Origin of the sequence: Rhizobium ecuadorense (assembly GCF_001187535.1) — a bacterium.
Taxonomy (GTDB): Bacteria; Pseudomonadota; Alphaproteobacteria; order Rhizobiales; family Rhizobiaceae; genus Rhizobium; species Rhizobium ecuadorense.
Genome location: NZ_LFIO01000935.1, coordinates 38,459 through 59,025, shown reverse-complemented (window position 1 = coordinate 59,025; position 20,567 = coordinate 38,459). Strand labels below are relative to the sequence as shown.

Annotated in this window: 26 protein-coding genes; 2 read left to right on the top strand and 24 right to left on the bottom strand. The window is 59.5% G+C overall.

What is annotated here, in order from left to right:
• Positions 1 to 4: 4 nt before the first annotated feature.
• From AF337_RS16445 to AF337_RS16415, 7 genes are read right to left on the bottom strand one after another with little or no spacing between them, the layout of a single operon-like run.
• Positions 5 to 367 (bottom strand): hypothetical protein, encoded by a 363-nt coding sequence (locus AF337_RS16445; protein ID WP_049732873.1) that lies wholly within the window; start codon positions 365 to 367, stop codon positions 5 to 7.
• Position 368: 1 nt separating this feature from the next.
• The gene (locus AF337_RS16440) at positions 369 to 833 is read right to left on the bottom strand and encodes a lysozyme (protein WP_049732872.1); all 465 of its coding nucleotides are present in this window, start codon (positions 831 to 833) and stop codon (positions 369 to 371) included.
• Positions 808 to 1,062 (bottom strand): DUF7940 domain-containing protein, encoded by a 255-nt coding sequence (locus AF337_RS16435; RefSeq protein WP_049732871.1) that lies wholly within the window; start codon positions 1,060 to 1,062, stop codon positions 808 to 810. Before AF337_RS16435 ends, AF337_RS16440 begins: the two co-directional genes overlap by 26 nt.
• A 32-nt stretch (positions 1,063 to 1,094) precedes the next feature.
• A complete protein-coding gene (locus AF337_RS16430) occupies positions 1,095 to 1,706 on the bottom strand; it encodes an SGNH/GDSL hydrolase family protein (protein ID WP_049732870.1) in 612 nt (203 codons plus the stop codon).
• Between the two features lie 33 nt (positions 1,707 to 1,739).
• Positions 1,740 to 2,720, bottom strand: a complete 981-nt coding sequence (locus AF337_RS16425) for an SGNH/GDSL hydrolase family protein (RefSeq protein ID WP_049732869.1) — start codon at positions 2,718 to 2,720, stop codon at positions 1,740 to 1,742.
• Between the two features lie 9 nt (positions 2,721 to 2,729).
• Positions 2,730 to 3,929 carry a hypothetical protein gene (locus tag AF337_RS44000; RefSeq protein ID WP_049732868.1) on the bottom strand — a complete coding sequence of 400 codons (1,200 nt, stop codon included), beginning with the start codon at positions 3,927 to 3,929 and terminating at the stop codon, positions 2,730 to 2,732.
• A 12-nt stretch (positions 3,930 to 3,941) separates the two neighbouring features.
• Complete coding sequence (locus AF337_RS16415) at positions 3,942 to 5,333, bottom strand: cell wall hydrolase (protein ID WP_049732867.1); 1,392 nt, start codon at positions 5,331 to 5,333, stop codon at positions 3,942 to 3,944.
• Positions 5,334 to 5,356: 23 nt separating this feature from the next.
• On the opposite strand from AF337_RS16415, the gene AF337_RS42300 reads away from it, so the two are divergent.
• Positions 5,357 to 5,542 carry a hypothetical protein gene (locus AF337_RS42300; RefSeq protein WP_152971109.1) on the top strand — a complete coding sequence of 62 codons (186 nt, stop codon included), beginning with the start codon at positions 5,357 to 5,359 and terminating at the stop codon, positions 5,540 to 5,542.
• On the opposite strand, the gene AF337_RS16410 is transcribed toward AF337_RS42300, so the two are convergent.
• Positions 5,514 to 7,148 (bottom strand): hypothetical protein, encoded by a 1,635-nt coding sequence (locus AF337_RS16410; RefSeq protein ID WP_049732866.1) that lies wholly within the window; start codon positions 7,146 to 7,148, stop codon positions 5,514 to 5,516. The genes AF337_RS42300 and AF337_RS16410 overlap by 29 nt on opposite strands.
• A complete protein-coding gene (locus AF337_RS16405) occupies positions 7,148 to 8,161 on the bottom strand; it encodes a hypothetical protein (protein ID WP_152971108.1) in 1,014 nt (337 codons plus the stop codon). The genes AF337_RS16410 and AF337_RS16405 overlap by 1 nt, the downstream gene beginning before the upstream one ends.
• A gap of 169 nt (positions 8,162 to 8,330) precedes the next feature.
• Between AF337_RS16405 and AF337_RS16400 the strand changes: the two genes are divergently transcribed.
• Positions 8,331 to 8,882, top strand: coding sequence for an HNH endonuclease signature motif containing protein (locus AF337_RS16400; RefSeq protein ID WP_049732864.1), 552 nt, complete (start codon positions 8,331 to 8,333; stop codon positions 8,880 to 8,882).
• Here AF337_RS16400 and AF337_RS16395 read toward each other — a convergent pair.
• The 15 genes from AF337_RS16395 to AF337_RS16335 all read right to left on the bottom strand — a co-directional run bounded on the left by AF337_RS16395 (position 8,879) and on the right by AF337_RS16335 (position 19,984).
• Positions 8,879 to 9,703: a hypothetical protein gene (locus tag AF337_RS16395; RefSeq protein ID WP_049732863.1), complete on the bottom strand. Its 825-nt coding sequence runs from the start codon at positions 9,701 to 9,703 to the stop codon at positions 8,879 to 8,881. The genes AF337_RS16400 and AF337_RS16395 overlap by 4 nt on opposite strands.
• Positions 9,700 to 10,101, bottom strand: coding sequence for a hypothetical protein (locus tag AF337_RS16390; protein ID WP_049732862.1), 402 nt, complete (start codon positions 10,099 to 10,101; stop codon positions 9,700 to 9,702). Before AF337_RS16390 ends, AF337_RS16395 begins: the two co-directional genes overlap by 4 nt.
• On the bottom strand, positions 10,098 to 10,445 hold the full coding sequence (locus tag AF337_RS16385) for a hypothetical protein (RefSeq protein WP_049732861.1): 348 nt from the start codon (positions 10,443 to 10,445) through the stop codon (positions 10,098 to 10,100). Before AF337_RS16385 ends, AF337_RS16390 begins: the two co-directional genes overlap by 4 nt.
• Complete coding sequence (locus tag AF337_RS16380) at positions 10,442 to 11,899, bottom strand: hypothetical protein (RefSeq protein WP_049732860.1); 1,458 nt, start codon at positions 11,897 to 11,899, stop codon at positions 10,442 to 10,444. Before AF337_RS16380 ends, AF337_RS16385 begins: the two co-directional genes overlap by 4 nt.
• Positions 11,896 to 12,540 (bottom strand): phage adaptor protein, encoded by a 645-nt coding sequence (locus AF337_RS16375; protein WP_049732859.1) that lies wholly within the window; start codon positions 12,538 to 12,540, stop codon positions 11,896 to 11,898. The genes AF337_RS16380 and AF337_RS16375 overlap by 4 nt, the downstream gene beginning before the upstream one ends.
• On the bottom strand, positions 12,537 to 13,202 hold the full coding sequence (locus AF337_RS16370; RefSeq protein ID WP_049732858.1) for a hypothetical protein: 666 nt from the start codon (positions 13,200 to 13,202) through the stop codon (positions 12,537 to 12,539). The genes AF337_RS16375 and AF337_RS16370 overlap by 4 nt, the downstream gene beginning before the upstream one ends.
• Positions 13,199 to 13,432: a hypothetical protein gene (locus AF337_RS16365; RefSeq protein ID WP_049732857.1), complete on the bottom strand. Its 234-nt coding sequence runs from the start codon at positions 13,430 to 13,432 to the stop codon at positions 13,199 to 13,201. Before AF337_RS16365 ends, AF337_RS16370 begins: the two co-directional genes overlap by 4 nt.
• A gap of 12 nt (positions 13,433 to 13,444) precedes the next feature.
• The gene (locus AF337_RS16360) at positions 13,445 to 14,635 is read right to left on the bottom strand and encodes a P22 phage major capsid protein family protein (RefSeq protein ID WP_049732856.1); all 1,191 of its coding nucleotides are present in this window, start codon (positions 14,633 to 14,635) and stop codon (positions 13,445 to 13,447) included.
• A 38-nt stretch (positions 14,636 to 14,673) separates the two neighbouring features.
• Positions 14,674 to 15,570 (bottom strand): hypothetical protein, encoded by an 897-nt coding sequence (locus AF337_RS16355; protein WP_049732855.1) that lies wholly within the window; start codon positions 15,568 to 15,570, stop codon positions 14,674 to 14,676.
• A 45-nt stretch (positions 15,571 to 15,615) separates the two neighbouring features.
• The gene (locus tag AF337_RS16350; protein ID WP_049732854.1) at positions 15,616 to 17,640 is read right to left on the bottom strand and encodes a portal protein; all 2,025 of its coding nucleotides are present in this window, start codon (positions 17,638 to 17,640) and stop codon (positions 15,616 to 15,618) included.
• Complete coding sequence (locus tag AF337_RS43285; RefSeq protein WP_160320321.1) at positions 17,633 to 17,794, bottom strand: hypothetical protein; 162 nt, start codon at positions 17,792 to 17,794, stop codon at positions 17,633 to 17,635. The genes AF337_RS16350 and AF337_RS43285 overlap by 8 nt, the downstream gene beginning before the upstream one ends.
• The gene (locus tag AF337_RS16345) at positions 17,794 to 19,092 is read right to left on the bottom strand and encodes a PBSX family phage terminase large subunit (protein ID WP_049732853.1); all 1,299 of its coding nucleotides are present in this window, start codon (positions 19,090 to 19,092) and stop codon (positions 17,794 to 17,796) included. Before AF337_RS16345 ends, AF337_RS43285 begins: the two co-directional genes overlap by 1 nt.
• A complete protein-coding gene (locus tag AF337_RS16340; protein ID WP_049732852.1) occupies positions 19,064 to 19,357 on the bottom strand; it encodes a hypothetical protein in 294 nt (97 codons plus the stop codon). The genes AF337_RS16345 and AF337_RS16340 overlap by 29 nt, the downstream gene beginning before the upstream one ends.
• Before the next feature lie 64 nt (positions 19,358 to 19,421).
• The gene (locus AF337_RS46515; RefSeq protein ID WP_425287893.1) at positions 19,422 to 19,688 is read right to left on the bottom strand and encodes a spike base protein, RCAP_Rcc01079 family; all 267 of its coding nucleotides are present in this window, start codon (positions 19,686 to 19,688) and stop codon (positions 19,422 to 19,424) included.
• A 50-nt stretch (positions 19,689 to 19,738) separates the two neighbouring features.
• A complete protein-coding gene (locus tag AF337_RS16335; protein ID WP_049732851.1) occupies positions 19,739 to 19,984 on the bottom strand; it encodes a hypothetical protein in 246 nt (81 codons plus the stop codon).
• Positions 19,985 to 20,567 lie beyond the last annotated feature (583 nt).

Sequence of the window (20,567 nt, the reverse complement as noted above, 5' to 3'; positions counted from 1 at the left end):
CCGCTCAGTGGCGGAGCAGGAAGTCAACGTCGCCGCGATCAAGCACGCACTGGCGATTCTTCTGCGAAAGCTGGAGTTCATACGATTTTATCTCGGTTTCCAGGGTGTCTTTGGCGAACTGCTCGGAGGCTTGCGCGGCTTCGAGGCGCTTGCGGTGCTCTTCGGTGGCTTGGGCGGCGGCATTGCGCTGGCGCTCCATTTCGGTCGCCTTGGCTTCGGCTGCGGTCTTCTCGGCCAAAATCACATACCCAGCCCGCGCTTCTCTCGCAGCCGAGGGATAGCCGATCGCAATGGCGTACAGGTGATAGAGGAGCAAGCCGGCGGCGATGCCTGCCCCGAGCTTCAATCCGTCAAGGAGCCCGAACATTTTACAGGCCCTCAAGGCAGAACTGGCGTTCCTTCTGCCGGCGGCGAGTCAGGCCGGGGAAGGTAATGCCTGCGGCCTTATTCCACTTCAACAGCGCTTCGCAGCCTTCAGCGGTCTTGCCCTGGTTGATGAGCTTGATCGCGCTCGATCCGCAAGCTGCCTTGATGCCTACGTTATATCCGAATGACGTGAGCGCCACGAAACGCGAATCCGGCAGCGGGACCGTGACGCACTGCTCGATGCCCTTGGCGTAGGTTTGCAGTTCGAGCGAGAGAAGCGCCTTGCACTGCTCGACGGTCTTGCGGTCGCCAGGCTTCACGCCATTGGTGCTGCCATAGCAGATCGTCCACGGCTGCCCCTGTGTGGCCGGATCGGGATAGGCGTTCTGCCTCAGCCCTTCGAAGCTGCCGACGAGCGCCACGGCCATTGCAGCCGCAGCGCTACCCTTCTGAAGGCGGTTTGCCATTCAAATCTCCAGAGACCTTTTGCTGAAAGACGATGCGGGCGACAATCGCGGCCGCGGTGAGGAGGCCGGTCGCAACCGACATCCCAAGCTGGATATAAATGTTGTGGGATACCCAGGTGGCGGCGACGAAATTGTAGATCGGCTCAAGCACGATGAAGATGAGCGCGAGCACCATGAATCGAACAGACCAGGCGCGTTTCAGCACCTCGGCCCAATTGTGGACGAGCATGGATGTCTCCGGTGATGTGAGAGAGTTTCAGGCTACTGGCAGGGCTTTCCGGTCACTGCGATCTGGTGCTGAAGCGCGTTGTCCAGCATCTTGTAATCAACGCGGTAGGAGTCCGGCGTGAAGTGGATGCCGTCTGTGGTGGAACCCGAAACCGCTTTGCCGTTGATCGTCATCTTTGCGTAGAGATCTACGTATTCCAGCCCGCGAGGGGCGGCGATCTCGTCCTTGATGATGGCGTTCATGGCGGCAATTGCATCCATGGAACGCTTTACGAGAAGCTTTTCAGGCTCAACCGGTGGGATGCTGACGAGGATTACGGTTGTCCCCGCCTTCGAAAGCCTGCCGACTATATCGGAATACCGCTTCCTGAACGTCTCCAGATTAACGTCTGGATTGGATCCGAGCATGACGACCGCATATTTTGGCGCTCCGTCTTGCAGGAGTATGTCCATGTATCGAGCCATGCCCGCAGCGTTTATTCCACCGAACCCGGCATTGACGACGCTGCAATCACCGATCTTGTTCCAATAGAAGCCTTCGGTAATGCTATCGCCAATGAGAAGCGTCGCATCAGGACCGGCGATCGACCGGTGCATGAGGTAAACTGCTGATCTGACTTCCCAATGGGTTTCGATAGCGTCCATGGCACATTCGCGTGCCAGTATTCCGTGCAGAAATCAAGGGATGATGCGGATCTTCGAGAGATATCCGGTGGCATAGTTCAGGTGTCCGATGTTCGTCGGATGTATGCCATCCGTATCGCAGCCGGTCACAGCGTCGTAGAAATCGTTGGTATTGACGCACTCGACCGGGAAACCGGCAGCTTTCCACTCATCGACGGCATTAGCAATGATGATGTTTGCAGCATCGACGTCGGCCTTTGTGCCGATCGCGCCGTATTGCGTCCAGTTGGTGATATATGGGATCTGGCCGACCAGAACCGGCGCGAAGTTCGGCGCGTAAGGAATGCCGATGCAGTCAACCACGGTATTACCGGCACCAACAGGGCTGATTTTGATGGTATGCGCCCCAGCCCCTAGCCCGAAGAACGCTTTTGCGGCCGCACATGCTACATCTGCCGCTTTTGCCTTCCCCTGGATTTCGAAGACCGTAGAAACGCCGTCGATCTCTATATTCAGATTGCCGTAGTTCCCCACTCCGCCCGTCGAGAAGGCGTGCACCGAAATATTCGGGCCGGTGAAGCTGAACGTCAGGCTTGCGTTCGGATCTGTGGTAAGAAGAGGCGTCCCGGAGAGCGGGAACGCCTTCCCGCCCCAGGCATTCGAGAGCGCAGACCATGTCCCGCTCCTGATAACCTGAGAGTGTGATGCCGGCCGGCCGCCGCCCATGAAGGCGGAAGACAGAAAGGCATCGAGAGCCGGCTTGATGCAATCGAGAGCGGCTGCAGATGCACCACGGATATCATTGAGAGGCCCATCCCAGATGCAGAGCTTCGAACGAGACCCATAGGGATGATAGGTGTATCCCTGCTCGGCAATGCTCTTGACGCCCGTGCTGCCGATCGCACGGTTCTCGACCGCGCCGCCGACCCAAGCTGACATTCTGTTGACATAGCCAGCCCCCGAGGAGGCATTATAGCCGAATGGAATGCTGTTGCCGAAAGCTTGGATACCGGAGCCGTATTTGATGGTGAGCATAAATTTTCCCTATCGATGAACGCGCCCAACAATATTCGTACGTCGGCCATCGGCGTCACCGCGCCAGCGACCGGTCGAAACGATATTTGTGGATGCGAACAGAGTTGCGAGATGATAGCCCTGTGCAAGGCCAGTTTTGATCGCCGAGACGGAGAACGGCAGATTTTGGCTGATAGCCGTGGTCAGAGAGATGGCGCCAGCGGTTTCGCCAGTTCCGTCAAAGGCAATCGTCGAGATGTTACCCGCGTCTGCCGTGTTGTTGAAAACGGCGCCGGAAGAGGTAACATCGAAGACTTCCCCACTCCACAGAAGCGCCTCGATGTCAAGATTCGTCGATAGCTTTGATGGCGAAGTGCTGGCCGCATCCGTGCTTGCTGCAAGCACGCCACTCAGGGTGACGCCTTGGTCATTGAACCACGAGCGGACAAATCTTTGCTGGTTGCTGTCTGCCCATGCTGGCCCGGTGATAGGCCGAGCCATGCCGACAAGCGTTCTGGTGGCGTCTCCTGTCTTGATCTGCATCCCGGTGACGGTGTCTGTAGCATTCGCCGTTGCCGAGGCTTCAAGCGTCATCGTGCCTGAGTTCATATAGGCGTAGATGTAATAGAGCGTGGAAGGCGTGAGGGAGGTGGCAGCGAGGGTGACGCCGGCAGATGGGATTGAATAGTGAAGGCCGTTGATGGTCAGGAGCTGACCATTGAACCTGGACAGCAGGAGATTGCCGCCGGACAGGGTCACGCGGCACTCGCCGAAACTCATCGTCGCCTTGTTCTGCACAAGGGAAACGAATTTGTTGGTGTAAAACGCCGTCCCACTGCACACGATGAGAGCGCTAAACCCATTGGGAACAACGAGGGTTGCCGCCCCGTCGATCGTCTCGGCACCATTCGGATCGATCGTCACGTCTGCACCGTCGGCGATGACAGTGAGGTGCCAATTCGCCGCCAGGGTAGCAGCCGCGGTGAGAGAAAGCGTTGCGACCGCCGTGAAGCGGATGATGGCGTTATTGTCGTTCGCCACCGCCGTATAGTTGCCGGCTTTGGTGACATAGACCACCTCACCGTCAACGCCAGCGCGCAACTGCGCCATGAGGGTTCGGAAGGCGTCGTCGAAGTTGGAAACCGCATTGGTTCCGAGAATTCCGACGCCGCCAATATCGGTGTTGTTCGAGGCGGTTTCGGACCAATCGAGGAATGTATTTTTTGCCATATGATATTTTCCTTACCAGAGCCCGGCGCTCATCTTTCCGTCGACGGCATCGCGGAATTGCTTGCTTTCGGAGTAGGCGCGGCGGCCGGATTCGTTGAGGCCGGCGAAACCGGTCTGCTGTTTCCCGTTGTTGTTCGGATTAGCCGGAGGGGCCTCGGGGTAGAAATTCCGCTGTGCGATGTTTTTCCCGAGAAGACCGCCGGCAATTGCACCGATTGGCCCAAGGACAAGGCCGCCGAGTAGGCCGCCGCCGAGGCCGCCAAGCATGTTTTGCCGGTCCATCGCCTTTTGCGTGCGATCGACATAGGCTTGGAATTCCGCAGGAGTGGAATGCTGGAGCGGGCCGCCCATCAAGCCTTGCTGCTGTTGGAGCCGCGCGGCTTCGGGATCGGACAGGAGGCCGCTGTGAACCGCTGGCGTCTCGGGCTGAACCGCCGCCGTTTGGATCGAGTCCGGCGCATGCGTCACCGTTGGATCGGCATAGGCAACGGCGCTTGGCGCTGGCGGCGTCTGCGGAGCGACCGGTGAGCCAGGCCAGTTCGTTGCCGGCGCGCGTAGATCCGGGAGAATGCCGGCGTTAAGCTGCTGGTCGAGAAGACCGCGTTGTAGCTGTTGCGGCGTCGTGGCGACAGGTGCGGTCGAAGGGAAGCGTTCGGCATCGAACCCCACCAGAGACTCGGGGCTGAGAAGGCCGCCCGTGTAGGCGAGCGCCGGGGGATTGCCGAACCGGCTATTGTCGAATGAAACGGGGCTCACGTCGGCAAGCGCTCCTCTCTGGACAGGGGACGGGGTTGCAGGAAAGGATGGCTGGGAAAGGATGGCGTCGAATGGGTTGGCCGGCGCCTTTGGCACGTCGAGAAGGGTCGGCACCGGAATGCGGCCGTTCGGTATGCCTTCCGCTGACACCGAATAAGGTCCGGCTGGCTGCTGGCCGGGAGGCGTGCCGTGATAGTGGACGCTCTTGCCGACGCCGAAAGCCTGGGCGCCGGCGTTGATCATCGGATCTATCCAGCCGCGAAGGCTGCTTTTCGAGGAAAAATTCGGGTTGGCATAGTTCAGCGCGCCACCGATCGCAGATGGTTCGCCGGCAGCCGCACCCGCGATACGATCGGCAACCATATTGCGCACGCTCTCAGGTGCCCGCGGGGTTTGCTGCACCGAGCCATACGGGTTGAGGAACGACGGCCCCGTGATCTTCGAGAACTGCCGCGATTGGTTGAGAACGCCGGTTGCCGACGTCGGATATGACCCCGAGGCCATGCGGTTTGTGACGGTGTCCACCACGGCGCCGACCATCCGCTGATATTCCTGCGGGTTGGAGCGCTGCATAGAGCGGGGTACTTCCGTATCGACAACCCGTGCGATATAGTCGATATCGCGCTGGCTCAGATTGACGTTAGCCATGCTGCCACCTGAAGGGGTAAATATTGAACGACGATTTCCGCAAGAATCTCGATCTTCACGAGAGCGAATGGCGGCGCGAGGGGAAGAAAGAACCGTTTTGGGGGCCGGGAGCCTTCTGGTTTTTCAATGTGACGTTGCCGCTGTTTATTGTGGCAATCGTCCTTTCCCAAATATCAAAGTTTATCTACGCCGCTGTACTTGGCTACTGACGGCCGCCGCCCCTGGACCGATCAGAGGCAGCGCACGGTTTGAAATGGCGTTGAGGACCGGCGCCGTGCCGCTGGCTGCTGCGTTGCGAACCGCCTGAATGCCTCGAAGAGCCGCGTTGTCCACTGACCTGGCGGCCACGTGCCCAATTGCGCCAGGAGTAGCGAACCCGATCGCCGTCCCCGCAGGCCCGAAAAGCGAACCGATCGACGCCCCTAGTGCAGAACCAGCGCCTGCAGAGACAACCCCACGCGGCGCGAATTTGGCAACCCATTTCGCCACTGCGCCGCTCGTTTCAGCTTTCGCCAGTTGCCGGATGACGCCGATTTCCTCGGCCGTGAACCCTTTGACCTTGCCCTTGACGATCTGCGTATAGAGCTGCGATGCCTTGTCGCGAAGTGCGTTTTCCATGCCGGATTGGGAATACCTGCCCGACTTCACGTCGGCGAGATCGAACAGATCTTCAAGCAATTGTGCCTTCGAACGCTTCGCCCACAGATCATCAGCTTCGCGGAACGTCTTCAGCCCACTGGCGGGGCCGGTAAGATGGCCCTGCTGGGCATTATCGGCGAAACTGTTCAGGATATCGCGCATCCGCAGAAGCATCCGCTCATCTCCAGGCTCAGCGCCGCGGATTGCGAGGTCTATTTCCTGACGCAACTCGTGAAATGTCTGGAGATCCATAGGCTTGCCGCGAAGCGCCTGCACATCGGCAAGAATGCCGGCCGTCTTCGGGCGCAGCGTTTCATTGATACGGCCGGCGGCTACCGTCATATTGTTCACGATGTTATCGGCCGCTTGAGGAGCGATGGCAACGCCCGACTGATAGGCTTGATCGTAAAGCGACTTTGACGCCACTTTCAGTTCATCGGCCGTAGGCGCCGCAGCACCTGCCGCCTTGCGGGCGGCCCTGGAAGCCAGCACATCGCCGACCTTCGACAAGGTGGCGCCGAAGCCGGCCCCGAGCATGCCGCCGGTTGCCGCCCCCACCAATCGATCGCCAGGTTTTGCCTCGCCGGCCCCGGTGACAGCGCCGTATCCGCCAGCCTCGATAGCAGCGGCACCAGTGCGCCCGATGATCGGCAGGTTCCGGCCAGCGAGAACGTTCGGAAGACCACGCGCCATGACGAGACCGCCGCCGATATCACCAGCAACGGATGCGACGGGGTTTTGCTGCCGCATGGCGGTCTTTTTGGCGTCCTCCTGCGCCTGCGCCGTGGCATAGTCGGTATCTCCGATGAGAGAGCGCCAGCCGGCGGTTATTTCATCGTCCCACCCAAGCAACGGTGCGCGTTGCGCCGCGCTTGCGCCAGCGTCTATGACCTTGGCGATCGGCCCGAGCGGGTTGTACTTCCCGGCATAGATGCCGCGGCTATAAAAATCGTCCCGATTGGCCTTGGCGTCAGCGACACGCTGGTCATCGATTGCCTTGGAAGGGTTCTGGAGCGCCGCCGAAAACTCAGAGGCGAGCGCCTTGGTGTCGGCGCTGGCAGTGCTCAAATCATCCTGGCCGTATGTCGCCTGCATGGCCCTGACGATGACGTCATCAGCCGTGCCGTCCGGGAATTCGACGATTTCGCCGTTCGGCGCCTGGATCTGGACGGGCATTATTCAATTCTCCCCGTCTGCGGGTTATAACGACGGACGGTTCCGGGCGAACCTTGCGGCTGGGTTTGGCCGTGATTTGCCTGGGCGGCGAGCTTCGCAAGGCCCGATTGGACCGCATCGTTGAAATCGTCGAGAGCCGCTTTGAAATCTTCAGGGCCCTGCGCCTGATTGAGGCGGATGTAAGCCTGCTCGGCTTTCTTTCCTTCGAAGTCGGTGATCTGGCCGCCGCCCTTGAGAAGGGTGCGGGCCTGGAGAAACGCGCCGCCGCCGAGCTGGTTGATGTATCCCTGCACACGGTTAGAACCTTCACTGATGTTCGGCGTGATGGAGTCGAGCGGCCCGAGAACACTTGCAAGATCGGGGTCGTTCTTCAGGCGGTTGACTTGGTTGGCTACGTCTGTAGCGGCCTGTTGAGCGGCCGGCAGTGCTGTCCTTGCCGTTATCGTTGCCTCTCCCTGCCCCTTGCCGAGCGCCTTTTGCTCTTCGGCGCCAGCAAGGTCTTTCGGAATGTTGTTGGTTTGCACGCCACCGGGCCCAATGATCCCAACAGAGTTTCCGAGATCGACGGTCTTCGCTGGTGGGGCGAACGTGTTGCCGTTGCCGATGTCAATCGGCTTGAATGATCCCCTGCTGCCTATCTGGCCGTATTGGATGCCGTTCGGCGTCTGGATCGGGATCGGGTTGCCGTAAAAGGTCTCCTGATCAACATCGCCGGGAGCTTTTGGAGGCGTCATCCATTGGCCGGTTTCGGTGTTGTAGAGCGAGCCGCCGGCCGACATGTAATTGTTCTTCGGCTTCTGCGCCTCAAGCTTCTGCTGATAGAACAGCTTGTAGGCATCGCCACCGGACAGCGCGCCGCTTTCGACGGCCGCCGCGAGATCCGGGTTCTGCGTGCGGAGAAATTCGAGCGTCTTGTTGCGCTGGCGGACGCCGGCAACGCCTTGGGCGAGCCCTGCGACCTGCTCTTGAGGGTTCGAGCCGCCGAGGAGGCCAGCGCCTGCCTGAAGCAGCATATCGGAGTTGCCGCGGAGCCACGGCTGGAACCCATTGGCGAAGGGAGGAAGTGCCATTTAAGACCTCTTCTTGTTGCTATCTGAGGTATAGCAATGGTAAAATGCGAACGCGCCGGGGACGGCAATCCCACGACGCGCTCTAACCAAGCCAACCTTACAGGAGGTCGAAATGGCTGAACTGACGTTCGCAGAAATTTCCAAGCTTCTCAAGTATGAGCCGGAGACCGGAAAGCTGTTTTGGCTTCCGAGGCCGGTCGAGATGTTTTCTGATGCCTGCCTTGGAGGCTCGACCACCAACGCGAAGCGATGGAACAACCAATTCGCCAACAAGGAGGCTTTTCTTACAGTCGACGGCAAAGGTTACCTGTGCGGCAATATCTTCGACCGCCAATATGGCGCGGCCCGGGTTGCTTGGTTATTGCATTCCGGAGACTGGCCGAAAGACTGCATTGACCACATTAACGGCGATCCGAAAGACAACCGGATCACCAATTTACGCGATGTCAGCCGATTGGAAAACCAGCGGAACAGAAAGCGTTTCTCGTCCAATAAAAGCGGCGTTTGCGGCGTCATCAGAGACAAGAAGCGGTGGAAGGCCCACATCACTGTGGATGGGCGCCTTAGAAGTCTCGGTGTCTACGATGACATCAGTGATGCTATTGCCGCGCGCTTACGGGCCGAAAAGGAATTTGGTTATCACCCAAACCATGGCAGAGGCTAGAAAAGCGATCCGAGCAATCCAGCCCCGGATGCGCCGTACCCAAGAGCCGTGAGAAATGGATTTTGTCCAGGTTGCGATTGCGTCTGGCTTGAACCCAACTGCCCTGCTCCAGAGGCAATCGCGTTCAATCTTGACAAATTCTCCCAAGGTTTCGACTGCCGCTCGTTGAAGATCCGCAGTTTGTCGTTCATCTGCCGCGTTGCCAGATCCTCGTTCATGGCGCCAACCTGCATTAGGCTTTGCGCCGGAGCTTGGAGGCCGCTATAGGCCGTCGAAAGGTTGCCGATCCCTTGCTGCGACATATTGAAAAGATTGCTGTTGGCCGAGTCCTTGCGGGCCTGCCACGCCTGATACTGCCGCGCGCCGAGGTCGCCGATCGTGCTGCCGAGAAGCTGCTGGTTTGCGCCGGAACCATACCGGCCGGCCGCCGATGCGCTGCCATTGACCGAATTGGTTGCTTGGTCAACCACCTGCTGAAAGCCCGGATCTTCGTTGATGTTGAATGAGCCATTGGCGACAGCGCGCGTATTGTTCAGCGCGTCGAGCTGGCCGGCATTGTAGCCGCCGTTGTTGATGATGTCCTGATATTGCCCAGACGTGCCCTGGCCGCCGCTGTTGGCATTTGCGGCATTGCTGATGACGCCCATGCCCTGCGTGGTCTTGGCATCCCACGGCACGACGGTAGAGCCGGTGTAGACCTGCGCGCCGGTTCCGCTGTTGTAAAGGCTCTGCGCCGCACCAATTCCCTGCTTGAGCGCCGGTTGCGCGGCTGCCCACGGCGCGGAATTGCTGGTTGTTGTCTGCTTGCTTGAACCGGTCATAAAGGCACCTCGAAAGTGATGCGGAGTTTTTTCGCGTCAGGAAAGAGTGCCGCCCACCCTTCCCGGCCTTCGGCAACAAAGCTGGTAGCGCCGCCGTCCTTCGCCATCTGCGAAATGAAGTCTCGAGCCGCCGGGAGCCATTCATTGACGCCATCGCCAACAATCCCGAGGCAGCGCATGACGGTCTTTGCCGTCCATTTCTGGAATTGCATGATCAGGATCGCTTTTGGGCTGTCATCGAAGGCAACGACACAGAACGCTTGCCCCGATCGGCACATCTGCCAGAGTTCGCCCGATGAGATGTCACCGCCGGTCCGTTCACATGCCGCCTGGAGGCGTGCCGAAAACAGAGGCCAGATTTGATCAACCTCTTGAGCGTTGGCGATAGCAATCCTCATCGGCCGAGAGCAAAGTTCAACATGGTGATGACGGTAGCCTTGACGCTCGCGGCTCCGATGACTTTGATCTTGTCGCCGTCGCGAAGCCGGATGGGCAGGTCAGAGACAATCGTCGTGGTCTTCGTCGGGACAGAGCCCACCCAGATCACCCAATCGGTCGTCGTACTGGCCTGATACCAGTAGATGTAGCAGGTGACGGCGCCGGCTGAATCGTTGGCGAAGGCCACAGACGCGGCGGTCAGGCTGTCATCGGTCGCCGTCACCACGTCAGTCAGGCTCGTGCCGGCCAGCGCCACGGAAACCGGTTGATCGACATTGCCAACGAATGTGCCGAGAACGCTCATTGCTCACCACTCGCCGCGCCGTGGGCGTTGACTGCGCTGGCGATGGTCCAGACCGTTGCTTCGGCAATCACCAGTTGGAACTTATGCAGCCGCCCATCAGACCGGAACGGCACGAGGCCGGCACGGTTTGCCGCGTTGGCGGTTGACCATGTGACCGCGTCGCCGTGGTAGCTCATCGTGCCATCAGCCAGGGTAAAGCCGGATATCGGCGCGTCGGTAATGACGCGGGCGCTGTTGACGAATGTTCGGGTGTTCTGATCGATCTCAACCTGTGCCGTCTCGATCGTCGCCTGCAGATCAGGGCCGGAGAAATAGGCCAGCTTGTTGTCGGTGGTGAAGGTCGCGAAGGTCGGGCGGCCACCAGAGAACAACCGGCTGTCGAATGGCTCCGCAACGTCTGCAATCTTCGAATAAAGGGTATCGAGGCCATCCCAGGACAGCGAAGGGGTTGCCAGCGCCATCATCTCGCCAACTGCAATATCGGTGGTGCACCAGCGATCAAGCTGCCAGTCATAGCCGAGACGGTAGAAATTGCCGTTCAGAGCGCGGTATTTCCACCACACGATCTTGTTGAACGGATCGGCAGATCCTTGAACGTCGCCGAGATAGGTCTGGTCAACCTGCTCCAGAAACCACCGGTCCACCCGTTCCGCGCCGATCGGCTGACGATTGACGCCGCCGAAGAAACCATCTTCCGAGAGATAGAAGAACCGGCCAGGGCCAATCGAGACGATCGACCGCGGCGCAAGCGTTCCCTGCTTGGCGTTCAGCACCGTGCGCGTGAAGGTGAAGCCGGAGGCGGGTGCAAAGGTGAAGAACTGCATGGCAGAGCGTTGGATAACAGAGAAGCCGCCCGTATCGGCAAAGCCGCCCATGACCTCGTCGCCTTCCGGCAACTCCTGAACGTCGCAGCCCTTTTTCCCGACTGTCCAGTATTCGATATCGTTGATCCCCGACCACTGAACCGTCTTCTGGCCGTTGGTGCTGTCGAGATAGCCAAGGACGAGGAAATCGCCGGCCACCCACGAATATTTCGCTTTCGGCGGGCTGCCGGCGAGATTGGCAAAGTTCCCGGCCACCTCGATGTCATAGAGCTGGATTGGATCGGAGAGGTTGTGCGCAACCAGCTTGTCGCCGAAACGCGTGAACGTCCATGCGTCCTGCAGCGGCACGTTATACGGCGCGCTCGGGCCGCTGATATCCACCCACGAATAATCAGTGGTGTTGAGCCGGTAGAGGCGGGTCGCCGTGCCCGCAATAATGACATAGGTTCCGGCCGCCGTGCGCACGTAGACAGCGCCGCGGCATTCGGCCGCCAGAGCATCGGAGATCTCGGTCAGCCCCGGCATCGGCCCCCAGCCATTGGCGACAGGCAGAGCGTTGACGACGTTCGAACTGCTGGAGCCTTCAAACGGGCTCTTGTCGGGCTCGAACGGGGGGAATGGGATCATCATGGGGTGGAATCGGTCCTGACGTTCCAGCGAGCGCGGCCCATCAGCCCAAGCGCCGGGTCAACCGTGAGCTGAGAGCGCTTCTTGCGGGAATTCTCGTTCGCAACTTCCGCCGTGAACTCGTCGAGCATGCCTTTCCATGCCTGGATAGTGGCATCCTTGGTGTAGGCGCAGCCCCAGACAATGGCGGCGGCCAGATAGAGATCCGGGTTGTTGGTGAGGAATTCGTTGGTCGGCGCGGCATCCGAAAGGGCAAAGCGGCCGAGATAGACGAACCGGAATGAATAGGCTTCGATCATCGGCCGATCGAGCGAGATTGTGCTGCCCTCGATCGCCCACATGGAGGGTTGGCCTTGGATCGTCGTCGTCGAGAACGTGCCCAAGGCGCGAGGGACAAGAAACCATTCCGTTTCGCCCTGCGTGTAGTAGAGGTTTTGCGGTTCCTGAACGGACAGGGAGGCGATGCTGAGCGTCTGCGCGCCGATTGAGCCGGAAAGCGTGGCCGTGGTGGCGACTTGGCCAAGCAGGCGGTTGAGACGTGCCTCGCCAAGCGTGATGAAGTCAGCGGCGTTGCCTGATAGGTCGGAGCGAGCCATCCAGTCCGAAATAGCAGCCTTCAGCTCGGAATAATTCGAAATGCTCATGCTTTCGAGCCCCCAGGCTGACGCAGAAGGAATTCATGGAGATTGCCGGGAAACTCCCGATCACTGCTGTGATGCGAGATGTTGAGATCAGGGATCAGCCAGATATCGCCGCACTTTTCCGTCCAGCGCTTCGAAAAGGCGTAATCCTCGCCGTACCAGACGCCGTCGATAGCACCGTGGTTGAACAGATCGACAGCCGCCGCGTAGCGTGAGCCGTAAATCAGTTCTGGGTAGGCGCGCATGAATTTATCGACGGCTTCCTTGGTGATCTTCATGAAGCCGGCGGGGATTCGATGGGCATGTATACAGCCATCGTCGCGCAATACCGGTCGACCGGTCGCGTCCGTGAGCCATCCGCCCATGTATTCTTCCTCATCCTTCTTGAACCGGTAGGTTCCAGCCACGACTTCGCCGGGGGTGTTGATAAGGGTAACGAGGTCTTCAGGCGCCCAACTCAGGTCGTAGTCGATGAAGACCACGATGTCGGCCTGCCCATCCATCGCCTTGCGCAGCATGGTAGCGCGCGCAGCCGAGATGTATGGATTGCCGATTTCCTGAATGAAGTGGGCGTTTTCCAGCAAGGGTGCCGATCCGGCCAAAGCCCGTTTGTAGGGCTCGGTCGGACCGGCGAGGCTGGGGGTCGCGATGACGATTTTCGTCACGAGGTTTTGTAGGCCCCGAGCGCGATCAGCGCATTTGTCAGTTCCAGCATGATCGCCGCGGTATTGGAAGCCACCGAAACGTAGGAGGATGCCGACAGGAGAGACGTCGCCAGCACTGTGCTGGTGCGTTGCGCCACCGGAGTAACACCGTAGAGGCCCACCTTGTCGGTGGCGCTACGGCCGAGTTGGGTTCCGTCCGTGGAACCCGAGCCGAGGTATTCAACAGCCATTGGTCTGTCTCCTTAGTTGAAGTGCAGACGGGTCGCCCATTCGGGGCGAAGCGTCTTGTAGCCGTAGAGAACGTCAATGCGGCACGGCAGGTTGTCGTTGTTGATGTCGTACTGACGCACGATACGCAGCGAGATGCCGTCCTGAACTTCGCGACGAGCGAAATCCACGCCGCCAGGCATCACCAGATCGGCCGTTGCGAAGGTGAACGCGTCTTCCTGATAGAGCATGGACGTGGTGTCCTGGCCCGATGCAGTACCGGCGACAACGACGGCCTTGCCAGCGCCTGCCGAGTTGATGACGACGTTCTGCTTGGCGCCCGAGGTGATCGGGGTTGGGGAAACAGTGATGTTGCCCGCGCCGCCGGCATAGTCGGCCGTGATGACGAACTGCTGTAGAACGCCGTTATCGACCTTGGTTTCCGGATGAACGCTGTTGACGCCGACGATGGTGATGATGTCGCCCTTGAGCAGCGTTCCGGTGCCTGCCGTCACCGCGATCGTCGCAGAGGCCGACGTAATGCCGGTAGAGGTGTTCACGACGTAGTTGGCGTCAGCCGCACCGCGGGTATAGCCAGGCCACAGCGTGTTTTCCATGAAGTCGTAGCCGGCGGCCCGACCCATGTAGCCTTCCTTGTACTGCTTGGACACTTGAGCCTGGTCGTTGAACAAAGTCTTGGTGTCCTTGACCAGGGTGGACATGTCGAGGGAGTTCAGGTTGGCGCTGCGATCGTTCAGCGGGGCAAGACCGCGCTGCATCAGAACGCGGCCCGAGAGCACGTCGTTGTATGCAAGCGTGGAAGCCGGCGTCCAGATGGCGTTGTAGACGTCCTTGAACATCGACATGGCATCATATTCGACGTTCGCAGCCAGGACGGCCATTGCCGGCTCCAGGATGCGCTTGGAGAAGTCGTCGAGCGAAAGGGTGAGTTCCGCAGACGAGAAGTTAACGTCAACACCCTTCTGGGTGGCGACCTGCAGGTTCTGGCTGTCTTCTGCGGTATCCTGAGTGGCGATCGTCTTGCCGGTACGCACTGTGTAGCGGTTCGGCATGCGGATCTTCAGGGTGTCGCCGATCTTGGCGCCGGACTTGGCGAAGCTGTCATCGTACTGGCGGTTGATCGAGCCAATGAAATTCAGCTTCTGGTGCAGAATGCGGAGCGCTTCTCGCGTCACCGCAGTGGGGGTAAGGATTGTGTTGGACATTCAAGTCTCCTTGGCCGATATCGGCCGGTGTTGGGAAATCAGCCCTTTTTGGAGACCTGCGCGTTTCGGCGTTTCAGCCACTCGTCGGCGGTCAAGCGATCGTCGAGGCCCGCGAAAGGCGGGTTTGCTCGTGCTGTGACCTTGTTGAGGGGTTGCGTTGCCGTTTGCGCGGGCTTGGGGGCCGCTGTTTGCTTCTGGAGAGCGAGATGGCCGATGTGGGCAAGATAAAGGGTCTTGTAGACCTGCGGCGTGTAGGCGTCGCGGAGGCCATCGACGGTGAAGCCGAGATCCTTGGTCGCAAATTCCGTGATCTTGTTATCCAGATCGGGCGTCCAGCCCTTGAGTTCCTTTTCCGCAAACTCGCGTGTTTCCCGAAGGCGACCTGCAGTTGCCTGTTTCGCTTTCTCGGACAGTTCGTTTTGCGTCTTGTCGAGGTATTGAGCGACCTGACCGCGCTGCTGCTGGAGCTGCTGGTATTGACGCCAGTGCGACATGGCCGCCATGGGGTCTTCCTGCTCCAGCTGCTGCCAGTTGACGTCTTCGTACTGCTTCAACTGGTTGTCGATGTTGATGACGTGGGCTCGCGCCTCAATGACATCCTGAGAAGTCTGATACGCTGCCGCGGCTTCCGCCTGTTTGGCTTCGACCGCTTTGCGCTGTTCGGCCACTTCCTGCGTCTTGCGCGTGTAATCCGCCGTGCGAAGGAGAGCGTCCTTCAGTTCAGGCGGCAGCTTGTGGATCTTTCCTTCGTATTCGACATCGATCAGTTCCGGTTCAAGCGGTTCGCCATCGCCTTCCTGCTCGTCGCCTTCTACGACCTCGGTTTCATTCTCCAGTTCGGCCGGGGCTTCACTGGCATTTCCTGCTTCTTGCTGCTGCGCTCCGCCTGCAGGCATAGCCTGTGCATCGGCAATAGCCGTCAAAGCCTCTGTCATCGAGGTTCACTCCATCGCTGGTTTGGTGAGAGAAAAGAGCGCCGCTTACCCTTGGCGCGTGGGAGCTTGTGCGGCCTGATTGGCCTTTTGATCGACTGACATGGCGTGTGTTGCCATCTTCGTGCGCGCATCGACCGAAATCTTGGAACGATCGTTGGCTAGATCACCTTCAACCTTAATCCGCTCGGTTCGTGCGTTGAACTCGTCAACTGACTTGTCAGCTTCGAGCGCCTGAACTTTCTGCGTCAGCTCCTGAATGGCCTGCTGGCCCTGTTGGATCATCTGCTGCACTTCAGGCGGCAAGCCCTTGTTCTGGAGCGCCGGGTTGATCGACTTGAGGCGTTCGGCAATCTCGTCGGCGCCAGGCCAGTCCAGGTTCATCGCCAGGATATCGCCGATGACCGGAGCGGCGGCCGGGAAGGCGCGAACAAACTCCGTCATCTGCATCGCGGCTTCCTCGCGCCGTGTGGTGAAGCTCGGGCCGGTGGTGACGGTCAGATCGTACTTGCCGGCGGTTAGATCGTGGATCGCCAGGACCGGATTGCCTTCCTTGTCCATCTCGGGTTGACCATCCGATCCCATCGTCTGCGCGGGCTGCTGCCCGTTGATCTGGACAGACTTGGGAGAGCCGTCTTCGCCAAGCACGCGGATAATGCGCTCGTCGCTGTAGACCTTCGGGATGAGGTCAATCAGGACGCGTCCGGTGTGGCGGATGGCGCGCGACAGGTTGTCGATGAAGTGGAACGTTGCAACATCGCCTTCGCGCTGGCGGGCCATGATGGCCTTGCCGCTCGTCTCGTTCGACCTGGCGCCCAACGATGCGTCATAGATGCCGATGATGGCCTTCATGTCGTCGGAAGCGTTCAGCGCCTCCTGCAGAGCTCCTGCGGCCGGCCCGACATCGAGGGGCTGGCGCTGCGGGGGTTCTTGGTCGTATTCAAGATAGGCATGGCTCGTCGTGTTTGCCGTCGCCCAATTGGCGGAATCCGTGTTGAACGTGCCGACGCGGCCGATCCACGGCACACGAGGCGCGAGCGCAACAAGCTCGGTGCTCGTCGTGCGCCAATAGTTGAACATGCGCTGCGCATCTTTGGCATTGTGAATGAGGCTGCGGAGATACCGCTTGCCCTCGACGATGATCTCATCCCCATAGACTGGGATGATCGGGATATAGCGACCGGGCCAGGGGTTGACCTCCAGCACATCGGCGCCGCTCATGATGACTTGCGTGACCTTGTGCGATTTCGTGGCGCGAGAGCCGACGATCTGGAGAATGCCAGCCTGAACAGCAGCCTGCAGGTCAGGATCGTTCTCGAATTCCTCCTTGTCGTAGACGTAGCCATTCGAGCATTTGACGATTTCCCGCTCGACTTCCTCACGGCGCCACCATTCGGCAATCATCACCGTTTCGTCGTTGAGCCAGATGCCTGCTTCGCTCCAGGCATCGCTGGCGAAGTCCACATCAACCTTGCCGCCGTCAGAGTTCGTCTTGTCGCCGTACTTGGCTTCGAACTCAGCCTTGCGCATCGGCTCGACCACGAACGCCACATTCCAGTCGGAGGAATCCGCTGACATGCTGTCAGGGTCGCCGTAGACCGAAAACTGGTTGGCAACGCGCTCGATCGACAGATCCATGTCGAAGGTGTCGTCGTAAGCGTAATCCATGCCGACACGCCAGTAGCCGAAGCCGCCGGCAACGCTCGCCTCAATCGCCGTGTCATAGGCAACGTCAGCATTCGACGTGTATTCGATGTTGCGGATCAGCCCGTTGATGATCTCGGCCGTCTTCGGGTCGGCGCCGCTATCGACCGGATGGACCTTGATCGATGGCTTGTTCTGGCGAGCATCGTTGACGACCTGCCGGATGAACGCCGGCATCTTGTTGATGGTCAGGTGCGGACGCTGCTCGATGTCGCGCTGCTTGATGATGTTGTCGGGCCATTGGTCGTCAAGGCGCGAGAAACGGATATCGTCGAGGGCGCACAGACGGTTTTCCTGCTCCGCATCCTGGCAGCGCTCGAAAGCCGTTCTGCCCTTTGCAAGCAGGTCGCTGGTCTTCTCTTCAGCCATCAACAGCTATCCATTCGATTGACTTGAAGCGGCCGGCTTCGGAGATACGCTCACGGTAAGCGGCATTTCCCCACTTGGCGCGAAGAGCGGCCCTTGCTTCCTGCTCGGCCGCATCGTCACCAGCTTTGAAATCAACGCCTATGATCTTGGCCATCAGGACATCCATGCTCCTGCGCCTGAAGCGCGCGGGTCTCGTTTCTTCTTCGCCATGGGCTCTTCGTAGACGACGCAGCCGAGGCCGAAGCCATCGGCGCCGTGCGATGCCCAGTCATGCTCGGGACCGAGGCCGATGCCGCGGGCGTCGTCTTTCTTCTCGTGATACCAGCCAAGCGCCGCGCGACCTGCTTCCGTGGTTTCTTCGTTGAACCACATGCTGGGGAAAAGCCGCCTTGCAGCCTCGATGCGGGCGGATGCGGCGCCCTTGCCCTGGTTCGGAACGACCGTCACCTGATAGCCAGCGTCTCTCAGCGCGCTCTCGTAGGAGACGTCGTAAACCTTGTCGTTGGTCGAGCCGTCATGCGGCAACCAGAACTGCGCCTTGTCCGGCGTGTAGCCTTTCGAGCGGCACCAGTTGAGATGAGCGGCAAGAGGCTGGCCCACAGCCTCGTAATAGTTGAGCCAGCGGATTTCCTTGCCGATGAATTGGCAGGCCCAGATCGTGAAGGCGTCGGCCTTTGCACCAGTGCCGCCGATATCACAGATCAGGCGGATGGTCATGAGCGGGTCAGCAGCTACGCGACCAATGCGGCCCTCGTTCTTGGCGTCGGCGAGATGTCTGGCGAAATAGGCGCCGGAAGCAACGCTCAAATAGCCGCCCTCCCAGATGTGGTCGTATTGATCCGGCTGCATGCGAAGGCAGTCCAGACGCTCCTGCTCCAGTTCAGCAGTGAGCCAGGGATTATCTCTCCAGTTCGCCGTAACGAGAACCGACCCCGTAGGCCGCTCGTCGCCGCACATCATCAAATCAACAGGATCGACTTTCCGGCGCGGGTTCCAGCTAAACCAGATCTCCGAACCGGGAGCGCGGATCGTCGGGCGAAGCAGGTTGAGCGACCGCATCGAGGCCGTCTGCGCTTCTTCCCACCAAGCCCGCTTGAAACCTTCGAGTGACTTGATCGACTCCGCCGTGTGATCCTGCATGCCTTGGAAGATGATCGCGCCATCCCCTGGCGTTTCGATCGTGTCGCGAAAGACCTTGAAGCCGTCCGCCTCACCTAGGCCGAAATCTGCCAGCTTCCCTTCAAGCAATCGCTTCGATGAATCGGCCAGCGTCTTCTGCACTTCACGAATGCACACCGAGAGCATGCCGAGCTCTGCAAGGTGGTCCTCGATCATGAGGCCGCCGAAGAAATGAGACTTGCCCGAACCGCGCCCACCCTTTGCGCCCTTGTAGCGGGCCGGCGCGAGAAGAGGCTCGAAAGCCTCAGCCGTTGGGATCTGTAGAGTTCGCACGGACTATGTGGCGTTCGATGCGCTGAATGACGCTGATCGGATTGTCGTCGTCATCCCCGCCGATAATTGCCTGAGCAACCTTGCCGTCGGTTCGGTCGGCGATTTCCTTGACGGCGTCCATCTTGCCTTCTTCGGCCGCCTCGATAAGCTTCCTGGCAATTAGCCGAAGACCGCGCTCGTTCTTCTCCGCAGCGGCAAGCTCAAGGCGAAGAGCGTCACGGAAGGGCTTTTCCTGCTTGCGCCCGCTGTTTGCGTTGCCAGCCATTTTAAAATCCACAACTCGTTGGAATATTATTTCTATCTACCCCGCACACGCCCGGTAGAATTTTCTACGCGTCCACGCTTGCGCATGTGCCAGTGCAGGCCGTGACACGCCGAACCTGATACGGCGGAATGAAGCCAACCGGGCAGGCGGTGAATGTGATCGTGACCGAAGTGGCATTATCGGCCGGGACGATGGTAATATCGCCTGTAGTGGTCATGACAACGGCCTTCGCGATCGGGTCAAGGTCGGTTGCTCCTGGCGTGATAGCCGCGCCTTTGCGGCCGAAGCTTGTCGCGGTTCTCCCGCCACCATTCCATTCAGGAGAGGCCATAGCTTACCTGCCTTTGCATTGAGAATTGGAACAGACGCAGAGATTGGCACTCAAAGCACCCTCCAGCAATCCACACACCCTGGCTGATCCGTCGCGCAGCCCGTAAGCCACAGACCGAGGATGATTGCAGCGATAGTGACGGTGATGAAGATGAGAGTGGAGCGAAGTGCGTGTTTGGCTTGCGGGGTCCATGAGCGGCCGCATTCGGCACATAGATAATTAGTCTTGCCGCCGCCGTGGAATGCGAATGTTTTTCGGTGGAAGAGGCGGCAACAGATCGCTTTGATAAGCTGCATCTCGCTCTCCTGAAAGATCCCGGTTTCTAGGGAGGCAGAGCCGGTGTGCCACTCTCATTTATTTCTCGAGGCCGAGAGCTTAACCACCCGAAGGTCCCTCATTGATGGCGATGATCAGTCGCCCTATCGCCTACGCGATCTCCTGAAAGATCCCCGCCTACCGGATGGGTGGGGTGGTCGGGAAGAAACACCGGACTCTCTCCCGGCTGTCACAAGCTCCGCGTTTTGATCTGACCCGCTCGCCGGTAGCTATCCGGTAACGTGGCCTTCGGGAGCGTCGGACGCCGTAGCGCTGATGTCCTCAACCCGATCTGGACGCCGGGGAGGCCGAAGCCTCACGCGCAACGCGCTCCCGAACGATCTGCGTGCCTTGCGGCGAATGCTTTGGAAGGAAATTAGAGACGGCTCTCCAAACGCTGGTCGTGAGCACCAGCAGAGACGCGGCGAATCCGCTACAGAACCGTCTCGCAAATCACTCCATAACCATTAACCAATTAAAAGTTAATCGTCAACGGTTACAATCACCTATCAACACCTCTCGCCGCCCCAATCGACCACCCGATGGCCACGATCAAGATGAGAA

Excerpts from the sequence above, each read along its gene's own strand:
- AF337_RS16380 (WP_049732860.1), bottom strand. The coding sequence starts at position 11,899 with ATGATGATCCCATTCCCCCCGTTCGAGCCCGACAAGAGCCCGTTTGAA.
- AF337_RS16445 (WP_049732873.1), bottom strand. The coding sequence starts at position 367 with ATGTTCGGGCTCCTTGACGGATTGAAGCTCGGGGCAGGCATCGCCGCC.
- AF337_RS16335 (WP_049732851.1), bottom strand. The coding sequence starts at position 19,984 with ATGCAGCTTATCAAAGCGATCTGTTGCCGCCTCTTCCACCGAAAAACA.
- AF337_RS16435 (WP_049732871.1), bottom strand. The coding sequence starts at position 1,062 with ATGCTCGTCCACAATTGGGCCGAGGTGCTGAAACGCGCCTGGTCTGTT.
- AF337_RS16375 (WP_049732859.1), bottom strand. The coding sequence starts at position 12,540 with ATGAGCATTTCGAATTATTCCGAGCTGAAGGCTGCTATTTCGGACTGG.
- AF337_RS16360 (WP_049732856.1), bottom strand. The coding sequence starts at position 14,635 with ATGTCCAACACAATCCTTACCCCCACTGCGGTGACGCGAGAAGCGCTC.
- AF337_RS43285 (WP_160320321.1), bottom strand. The coding sequence starts at position 17,794 with ATGGCCAAGATCATAGGCGTTGATTTCAAAGCTGGTGACGATGCGGCC.
- AF337_RS16430 (WP_049732870.1), bottom strand. The coding sequence starts at position 1,706 with ATGGACGCTATCGAAACCCATTGGGAAGTCAGATCAGCAGTTTACCTC.
- AF337_RS16440 (WP_049732872.1), bottom strand. The coding sequence starts at position 833 with ATGGCAAACCGCCTTCAGAAGGGTAGCGCTGCGGCTGCAATGGCCGTG.
- AF337_RS46515 (WP_425287893.1), bottom strand. The coding sequence starts at position 19,688 with ATGGCCTCTCCTGAATGGAATGGTGGCGGGAGAACCGCGACAAGCTTC.
- AF337_RS44000 (WP_049732868.1), bottom strand. The coding sequence starts at position 3,929 with ATGGCAAAAAATACATTCCTCGATTGGTCCGAAACCGCCTCGAACAAC.
- AF337_RS16365 (WP_049732857.1), bottom strand. The coding sequence starts at position 13,432 with ATGGCTGTTGAATACCTCGGCTCGGGTTCCACGGACGGAACCCAACTC.
- AF337_RS16385 (WP_049732861.1), bottom strand. The coding sequence starts at position 10,445 with ATGAGCGTTCTCGGCACATTCGTTGGCAATGTCGATCAACCGGTTTCC.
- AF337_RS16340 (WP_049732852.1), bottom strand. The coding sequence starts at position 19,357 with ATGGCTGGCAACGCAAACAGCGGGCGCAAGCAGGAAAAGCCCTTCCGT.
- AF337_RS16415 (WP_049732867.1), bottom strand. The coding sequence starts at position 5,333 with ATGGCTAACGTCAATCTGAGCCAGCGCGATATCGACTATATCGCACGG.
- AF337_RS16400 (WP_049732864.1), top strand. The coding sequence starts at position 8,331 with ATGGCTGAACTGACGTTCGCAGAAATTTCCAAGCTTCTCAAGTATGAG.
- AF337_RS16390 (WP_049732862.1), bottom strand. The coding sequence starts at position 10,101 with ATGAGGATTGCTATCGCCAACGCTCAAGAGGTTGATCAAATCTGGCCT.
- AF337_RS16350 (WP_049732854.1), bottom strand. The coding sequence starts at position 17,640 with ATGGCTGAAGAGAAGACCAGCGACCTGCTTGCAAAGGGCAGAACGGCT.
- AF337_RS16410 (WP_049732866.1), bottom strand. The coding sequence starts at position 7,148 with ATGCCCGTCCAGATCCAGGCGCCGAACGGCGAAATCGTCGAATTCCCG.
- AF337_RS16425 (WP_049732869.1), bottom strand. The coding sequence starts at position 2,720 with ATGCTCACCATCAAATACGGCTCCGGTATCCAAGCTTTCGGCAACAGC.
- AF337_RS16355 (WP_049732855.1), bottom strand. The coding sequence starts at position 15,570 with ATGACAGAGGCTTTGACGGCTATTGCCGATGCACAGGCTATGCCTGCA.
- AF337_RS16395 (WP_049732863.1), bottom strand. The coding sequence starts at position 9,703 with ATGACCGGTTCAAGCAAGCAGACAACAACCAGCAATTCCGCGCCGTGG.
- AF337_RS16405 (WP_152971108.1), bottom strand. The coding sequence starts at position 8,161 with ATGCTGCTTCAGGCAGGCGCTGGCCTCCTCGGCGGCTCGAACCCTCAA.